This window comes from Amycolatopsis dongchuanensis (genome assembly GCF_039542405.1).
Lineage (GTDB): Bacteria > Actinomycetota > Actinomycetes > Mycobacteriales > Pseudonocardiaceae > Amycolatopsis_E > Amycolatopsis_E sacchari.
Map to the genome: position 1 here is coordinate 44150 of NZ_BAABIB010000141.1, position 8152 is coordinate 52301.

The 8152-nt window shown below is 74.2% G+C and carries 6 protein-coding genes; 5 read left to right on the plus strand and 1 reads right to left on the minus strand.

Translation table 11 applies throughout. The annotated features are described in order from the left end of the window. Window positions 1–74: 74 nt before the first annotated feature. Genes ABFX51_RS33985 through ABFX51_RS34005 form a run of 5 tightly spaced genes read left to right on the plus strand, consistent with a single transcriptional unit; the run spans window position 75 to window position 6499 of the window. The gene (locus ABFX51_RS33985) at window positions 75–1064 is read left to right on the plus strand and encodes an alcohol dehydrogenase catalytic domain-containing protein (protein ID WP_346056204.1); all 990 of its coding nucleotides are present in this window, start codon (window positions 75–77) and stop codon (window positions 1062–1064) included. Beyond that, window positions 1061–2968, plus strand: coding sequence for an oxidoreductase (locus ABFX51_RS33990; protein ID WP_346056205.1), 1908 nt, complete (start codon window positions 1061–1063; stop codon window positions 2966–2968). Before ABFX51_RS33985 ends, ABFX51_RS33990 begins: the two co-directional genes overlap by 4 nt. Beyond that, the gene (locus ABFX51_RS33995; RefSeq protein WP_346056207.1) at window positions 2965–4338 is read left to right on the plus strand and encodes an FAD-dependent oxidoreductase; all 1374 of its coding nucleotides are present in this window, start codon (window positions 2965–2967) and stop codon (window positions 4336–4338) included. Before ABFX51_RS33990 ends, ABFX51_RS33995 begins: the two co-directional genes overlap by 4 nt. A gap of 16 nt (window positions 4339–4354) precedes the next feature. Next, the gene (locus ABFX51_RS34000) at window positions 4355–5662 is read left to right on the plus strand and encodes an MFS transporter (protein WP_091505562.1); all 1308 of its coding nucleotides are present in this window, start codon (window positions 4355–4357) and stop codon (window positions 5660–5662) included. 18 nt (window positions 5663–5680) lie between these two features. Further along, window positions 5681–6499: an IclR family transcriptional regulator domain-containing protein gene (locus ABFX51_RS34005; RefSeq protein ID WP_346056208.1), complete on the plus strand. Its 819-nt coding sequence runs from the start codon at window positions 5681–5683 to the stop codon at window positions 6497–6499. Between the two features lie 10 nt (window positions 6500–6509). Here the strand turns inward: ABFX51_RS34005 and ABFX51_RS34010 are convergent. Continuing rightward, window positions 6510–8152: LuxR C-terminal-related transcriptional regulator (locus tag ABFX51_RS34010; protein ID WP_346056210.1), on the minus strand; the 1643-nt coding region annotated here is incomplete at its 5' end.

Consider the following 8152-nt stretch of genomic DNA (forward strand, 5'->3'; position numbering starts at 1 on the left):
GCCTCTTGCCTTCGCGGACCTGAGGACGCATAGTCGAGCGCTATGCGAACGTTTGTGCGTCAGGAGCCCGAGTCATGAGGGCCGCGGTGACCACCGCCCCGAACCGGGTCGAGATCGTCGAACGCCCCGCGCCCGTGGCCGGGGAAGGACAGGTGCTCGTGCGGGTGGAGTGCGTGGGGGTGTGCGGCACCGACGCCCACATCTGGGCCGGCGAGTACCCGGCCTCGTCGCTGCCGCTCGTGCAGGGGCACGAGATCACCGGCTGGGCCGGCGGCGAGCGGGTGGTGGTCGAGCCCGCGTTCTCGTGCGGCCGGTGCCACGCCTGCCAGTCCGGCAGGGCGAACGCCTGCGCCCGCAGCGCCGTGCTCGGCGTGCACCTCGACGGCGCGCTGGCCGAAGCGGTCGTGGTACCGGCCGCCCACGCGCATCCGGCGCCCGGCCTGTCCGCGACGACGGCGGCCGTGGTGGAACCGGCGGCCATCGCCCTGCAGGCCGTCGAGCGCTCGCTGGCGCCCTCGGAAGCGTTCGCGCTCGTGCTGGGCTGCGGACCCATCGGGCTGCTGGCGACGCGGGCACTCGCGGACCGGGGCGCGCGGGTCGCCGCGCTGGACCGCGATCCCGCGCGGGCCGAGCGGGCCCGGCGCTTCGGCGCCGAGTTCACCACCGCGGTCGACGGGCGGCCGGACCCCCGGCAACGGGCGGCGCTCGCCGAGTGGGCGGGCGGCGAGGGGCCCTCGGTCGTCGTCGAGGCCACCGGCGCGCCCGCCGCACTGGCCACCGCGCTCGACCTCGTCGTCAGCGCCGGGCGGGTGGTGACCGTCGGGATCTCCGCGGCGGAGGCGCGGCTGCCGATGAACCTGTTGCCCTACAAGGAACTCGACCTCGTCGGCAGCCGGAACAGCCGGGCGCTGTTCCCGGCGGCCATCGACTTCGTCCGGCGGCACCGGGCACTGGCCGAGGACCTGGTCACCCACCGCCTGCCGCTGGCCCGCACGGCGGAGGCGTTCGCGCTCGCGCACCACGGCGACGCGGCGGTCGGCAAGATCCTCATCGAGGTCCCGTGAACACCGCGACGCCGCTCAGGCTGGGCCCGGCGACACTCCGCAACCGCGTGGTCGCCGCGCCGATGGAGCGCAACTACTGCCGCCACGACGGAAGTCCCACCGAGCACTACGTGGACCGGGTCGCCGCCGTGGCGGAAGGCGGCGCCGCGCTCGTCTACGCCGAGGCCGCCTTCGTGCGTGCGGACGGGCGGGTGCGCCCGCGCCAGCTCGCCGTGGACGAGGACTCGCGGATCGCGGGCCTGCGGCGGCTCGCGGACGCCGCGCACGCGGGCGGGGCGCTGTTCGGCATGCAGCTGGTCCACGGTGGACGGTTGGCGAAGGCGGCTGTCAGCGGGTACACGCCGGTGGCCCCGTCCCCGGTCGTCGCGGAGGTCGTGGACGGCGACCTCCCGCTGGAACTCGACCACGACGACATCGCCGACCTCGTCACCCGGTTCGCCGACGCGGCGCGCCGCAGCGCAGAAGCCGGTGCCGACGTGGTCTCGGTCCACGCCGCACACGGCTACCTGCTCTCGCAGTTCCTGTCCCCCAGGACCAACCGGCGCACCGACGAGTACGCCGATCCCGCGCGCTTCCTCGGTGAGGTCCTCACCGCAGTGCGTGCCGCGGTGCCGGAACTCGCCGTCGGCATCCGCATCTCCGCCTACGAGGGCGTACCGGACGGCCTGGACGCCGAGGCCACCATCGCCATCCTTCGCAGGGCCGGAGCGTCCACACTGGACTTCGTCGACGTCTCCGCGGGTTGCTACGAGGCGGGCCAGTGGATCACCCCGCCCGGTGAGCTGCCGCAGGGTCTGCACGCGGAGACCACCGCCGGCTTCCGCGTGCTCGGCCCGCCGGTCGGTGTTTCTGGCCGCATCACCGACGAAGCCACCGCGAGCCGGATCCTCTCCCTCGGACAGGCCGACTTCGTCACGGTCGCCCGCGCACTGCACGCCGACCCGTCGTGGACCCGCAAAGTCCTCAGTGGACAAACGCCACGCCCCTGCATCGCGTGCAACTACTGCACCGACGCGCTGCGCACCGGGGAACCCGTCGGCTGTGCGGTGGCACCCGAGGCGGCCGGACCACTGCCGGTGGTACGGCCCGCCGCACGCCCGCCGGTCCTCGTCGTCGGCGGTGGGCCCGCCGGGCTGGAAGCGGCCAGGACCGCGGCGGCGAACGGGCACCCGACGCGGCTCGTCGAGCGCGCCCCCGCACTGGGCGGGGCCTTGCGCCTCGCCTCGCGGCTGCACGAGTACCCGGAGTACCACCGCATCCTCGACTGGTACGCGGAGGAACTGGCCGCGGCGAAGGTGACCGTCGAACTCGGCAACGCCCTCTCCCCCGCCGAAATCGCCGCGCAACCCGAGGAGATCGTCGTCCTCGCCACCGGAACACCGCGCTCGATCCCCGTACTGCCCGGTGCCCCGGCCGGACGGGTGCACCACCTGCGCGACTGGCTCGCCGAGGACCACGACCTCGAGGACGAGTACGTCGTGTGGGGCGCGGACCGCGACGGCACCGCCGTGGCCGACCACCTGCTCGCGGCGGGCGCCCGGGTGACGCTCATCGGCGCGGAACCCGAGCCCGCGCACGACGTCGGCGCGCGGGCGAAGATCCTCCCGCTCGCCCGGCTCCGCGCCTCGGCACGAGTCCGTCTCGTCCTCGAATCCGTACCGACCGCCGTCGAACCGGATCGCATCCACGTCCAGCACGCCTCCGGGCGGCACACCGCCATTCCCGCCCGCGGCCCGATCCTCGTGTCCGTCAACGGCTCCGACGCGCTCAGCCCGCGGCGCGTCGTTCCCGGCAAGACGGTCGTGGCGGTCGGCGACGCCGCGGGGCACGGCGGCTGGTCCGCACTCGCCGTGCGGCACGCCGCGGAAACGATCCACCGGCTCTCGCAAGGAGAACACGCATGACCGCACTACCGGAACTCACGACGGAGCACACCGTCACCGTGCCGCCACGCGAACTTCCCGTGACCACCAGCGCCGACGTCGTGGTCGCCGGCGGTGGACCCGCCGGGTTCTGCGCCGCGGTCGCCGCCGCGCGGGCCGGGGCGCGGACGGTGCTCGTGGAGCGCGGCCCGTTCCTCGGCGGCACCGCGACCGGCGCGATGGTGGCGAGCTTCATGGGCTTCTACTGGCGCACGGCACTGGTGGCCGGGGGCATCGGCCACGAAATCACGCGACGGCTCGTCGACGCCGGGGGCGCGACCGGGTTCACCCCGTACGTCCTCGCCGAAGCCAGCGAAAACCCGCTGCGCGTGCGGACCTTCCCGTTCGACCCGGAAGTCCTCAAGCTGGTCCTCGACGACCTCGCCGCGGAAGCCGGGCTCGACGTCAGGCTGCACAGCCAGGCCGTCGACCCGGTGGTCTCCGAGGGATCGGTGCGCGGGCTGGTCGTCCAGGGCCGGTACGCGCCCGAGGCGATCGGTGCCGGGGTGGTCGTCGACGCCACGGCCGACGCCGTGGTGTGCCGCAGAGCGGGTTGCGCCGTCGAGAACCCGCAGGGCAGGCACGAGCGCCAGCCGATGACGATGATGGCCCGTCTGTCCGATGTGGACATATACCGCTTCCGCGCGTTGCCCCGCGAGGAGAAGCGGCGGCTGGCCAGGCTCGGCGTGGCGGCGGGTGAGCTGGCCCAGCAGCTGCTGTCGCTGGTCAGCTCCCCTTCCGGGCACGACGCGTTCATCCTGATGACCCGCGTGTCCGGATTGGACGGTTCGGACAGCGAGGAGCTGACGCGGGCGGAAATCGCCGGACGCGAACAGGTGCGCAGGGTGCTGTCGTTCCTGCGTCGCGAGGTGCCCGGCTTCGAAAACGCCCACCTGTCGGCGATCGCGCCGTGGATCGGGGTGCGGGAGACGTGGCGTGTGGTGGGCGACCACCTGCTGACCGAGTCCGACGTGCTGAGCGGGCGGCAGTTCCCCGACGCCGTCGCCCAGGCCGGTGGACCGCTCGACGTGCACGACAACACCAACGGGCTCACGCTCGTCGAACCGCCCGCCCCGTTTTCGGTGCCGTACCGGAGTTTGCTGCCGCGCGGTGTGGAGGGACTGCTCGTCGCCGGGCGGTGCCTGTCCGCGACGCAGGCGGCGATGGGCGCGGTGCGGCACATGGGCACGGCGATGGCCACAGGACAGGCCGCCGGAGTCGCGGCCGCACTCGCCACCCAGCTCGGCGTACCTCCGCGTGCCGTGCCCGCCGACCGGCTCCAGGCCCTGCTGCGCGAGCAGGGCGCGATCGTCGATTCCCCCGCCCAGCCCCGGCTTCCCCGCACCGCCTAGACCCCGGAGGTCAACGATGACCAGTTCCGCCCGCACCCGCGCGATCGCCTCGAACCTCGTCGGCACCGTGCTCGAGTGGTACGACTTCTACATCTACGGCACGGCCACCTCCCTGGCCTTCGGTTCGCTGTTCTTCCCGTCCTCCAGCGCGCTCGCGGGCACGCTCGCCGCGTTCGCGACCTACGCGATCGGCTTCGTGCTGCGCCCCGTCGCCGGCGTGGTGCTCGCCCGCTGGGGCGACACCCTCGGCCGCAAGAACGTGATGGTGCTGTGCCTGGTGCTCATGGGTGCCGCGACCGGCGGCATCGGCCTGCTGCCGACCTACGCCCAGGTGGGCGCGCTCGCGCCGGTCCTGCTGGTGCTGCTGCGGCTGGTGCAGAGCATCGGCGCCGGCGCGGAGTACGGGACGGCGATCACGATGAGCGCCGAGCACTCCACCGCCCGCCGCCGCGGTCTGCTGTCGAGCATGCCCGCGCTCGGCGTCTCGCTCGGCATCCTGCTCGGCACCGGCGTGTTCGCCTCGCTGTCCGGGCTGCCGAAGGCGGAGTTCCTGGCGTGGGGCTGGCGCGTGCCGTTCCTCGTCGGGTTCGCGCTGGTCCTCGTCGGGCTGTACATCCGGCTGCGGGTCGACGAATCGCCGGAGTTCACCGAGCTGAAGTCCGCCGGCGCGATCGTGCGCAACCCGATCCGCGAACTGCTCAGGACGCACCGGCGGCACGTCGTGCTCGCCGCGCTGGCCCGCGCGACCGACGCCGTGGGCAGCCAGGTGTTCAACGTGTTCGCGATCTCCTACTGCACCGGCACGCTCGGCATGTCCTCCGGCCCCGCGCTGACCGGGGTCATGGCCGCGAACCTCACCGGTCTCGCCGTGATCCCGCTCGCCGGGCGCTGCGCGGACCGGTGGGGCCGCAAGCCGGTGTTCCTCACCGGGCTGCTGTTCGTGGCGGTGGCCGGGTTCCCGTTCTTCTGGCTGCTCCAGACCCGCGAACCGGTGCTCGTCGTCCTCGCGCTCGTGCTGGTCTACGGCATCGGCATCAAGATCGCGCTGTCGGTGTCGGGGGCCTACCTCGCGGAGATGTTCGACCCGCGCGTGCGCAACAGCGGGGTGAACCTCGCCCGCTCCGCCTCCGACCCGCTCGCCGGGTTCACGCCGCTGATCGCGACGGCACTGCTCGCACTGGCCGGCTCGTACTGGGCGGTCGGGGTGTTCGTCGTCGGCACGGCGCTGGTGTCGGCCGGTGCCGTGCTCGCCGGGCCCGAAACCCGGCAACCGCACCCGGCCGGCGAGCGGCGTGGTGGAATGGCGGAGCAGGCCAGGAGCTGACGGCGAGGGAGGCACGGCGTGGCGGAAGGTGGCGGCGGTCCGTTCGTGCGGACCTTCGACCGCGGCTTGGACGTGCTCACGGCTTTTTCCGCCGAGCGCGCCGAACTGTCGGTGACCGAGGTCGCGACGACGTGCGGTTTCGACCGCGCCACCGCCCGCCGCCTGCTGCGCACGCTGGAGTCGCTCGGCTACGTCGAGAGCACCGGCACGAAGTACCGGCTCACGGCGAAGGTCCTCGAACTGGGGTACGCGACCATCGCGTCCCAGACCTTCCCCGAGATGGTGCAGCCCTACCTGGAGGACGTGGCCCATGCGGTGGACCACTCGTGCTCGCTGGCCGTGCTCGAGGGCGAGGCGGCGGTGTTCCTCGCCCGTGCGGCCGTCGGCCGCGTCATGACGATCAGGCTGGCGCCCGGGACGCGGGTGCCGGCCGCGGCGTCCGCGGTCGGCCGCGCGCTGCTGTCCGGCCTGCCGCCCGCGGCGCTCACCGAGTACTTCGAGCGGTTTCCCCCGGTGCGGTACACCGACCGCACCGTCACGGACCCCGGTGAGCTCGCGGGCCTGATCGCGGAGGTGCGCGAGCGGGGGTGGGCGTTGCTCGACCAGGAGCTCGAACGCGGGGTGCGCAGCGTGGCCGTGCCGTTGCGCGACACCGCGGGCGAGGTGGTCGCGGCGGTCACGATCGGCACGCACACGGGCCAGGTCACCGACGACACGTTGTTCGGCTCGATCCTCCCGCGCCTGCGGGACTGCGCGGCGGCCATCGAACGCACGATCACCGCGAGCCCGCTCTCGCCAGGGCCTTCCGACGGCACGTTCTTCCCGGCACGACCGTAAGCGACCGGGCTCAGCCCTCCCCCGGATCCCGCAGCGGCAGCTCCGCCAGCTCACCCCGCGAACGCACACCCAGCTTCGGATACGCCTTGTACAGGTGGTGCCCCACCGTGCGGGGGCTGAGGAACAGCTGCGCCGCGATGTCCCGATTGGACAGTCCACTGGCGGCGAGGCGGACGATCTGCAGTTCCTGCGGGGTGAGCCGGGACAGTGCGCCGGGTGCCGTGGTCGTGCCGCCACTGCCGCTCACACCCGTCGCGACGAGTTCGGCCTCCGCCCGCGCGAGCCACGGCGCGGCGTGCAGACGTTCGAACGTCTCGCGTGCCGAGCGCAGGTGGGTACTCGCGTCGGCCTTGCGCCGGGCCCGCCGCAGCCACTCCCCGTACAGCAGCTCGGTCCTCGCCTGCTCGAACGGCCTGCGGTCGGCCTCGTGCAGTCCGAGCGCGGTCTTGAAGTGCTGCTCGGCTTCGTCCTCCGGACCGAGCAGCGCCCGGCAGCGTGCGACGAGGGCGTCGGCCCAGGCCTGGCCCATGCCGCGCGCCCGTCCGGTGAACCACCGGAAAGCGCTTTCCGACCGCCCCGGTTCGCCCACCCGCACCGCCGCCTCCACGAGATCGGGCACGCTACGGGCCGCCAGGCCGTAACGCGCCGGGGACGCGGCAAGCGCTTCCAGCCGTGCGAGCGCGACCGCCGCCCGGCCCCGCCCCAGGTCGAGCACGCCCATCGCCCAGTTCGCGCGCGGGATGCCGGGACCGTCGTGGGCACCGAGCACCGCGGCGGCCAGCTCGCGGCACCGGGTTTCGTCGCCTTCGATGGCGGCGACGTGGGCCAGCACGCTCGCATGCAGGCCCCGCCACTGCCGCTGGCCGATGTCCTCGGCGATCCGGTCGGCCTCGGCGGACGACGTGACCGCGTCGCGGTGCAGGCCGACCGCGAGCTGGGCTTCGGCGAGCAGGAACAGCAGGTTCGGCAGCCGCGCGATGCGCCCCTCCGCCCGGGCGTCCGCCACAGCTCTCGTGGCGAGCGAGAGCACCGCGCCGTCCTGCCCCAGCACCTGCTGGAGCCCGCACACGAGCAGCAGCCCGTCGGGACCGGCCGCCTCGCGCCCCACCTGTTCTCCCAGAGACGCCAGGTCGGCCGCGACTTCGCGGTCGAGCAGGACGGAGATCGCCGCTTGCACGAACCGGTGCAGCGGACCGGAACCCGTGAGCCGGTCCGCGCTTTCGGCGAGCTCCCGCCGGCCCGCGAACCAGCCGAAGTAGGCGCCCTCCAGCAACAGTTCCCGCGCCCGCTCCGGCGGCAGCCCGGCGGAGGCGTCCAGCACCAGCCGGTGCGCCTCGCCCGCCCGGCCCTGGGAGAACCGGGCGAGCGCATCGACGAGGACCAGCCGAGTCCGCAGGTCCGGGTCGTCCGGGGGCGTCGACACCTGGGCCGCGAAGGACCGGGCCCGGTCGGCCTCCCCCGCCTCGGCCGCGGCCTCGGCGGCGAGGACGAGCCGGCGCACCCTGGCGGGTTCGGTGGAGCTGAGCTGCGCGGCGCGCGCGTAGGCGGTCGCCGCGGCGGTGTGGCCGCGGCGCCGCCCCGCCTCGGCCGCGGTGCGCTCCAGTTCGGCGGCCACGGCCTCGTCCGGCCCGGTGGCCGCGCTCGCGAGGTGCC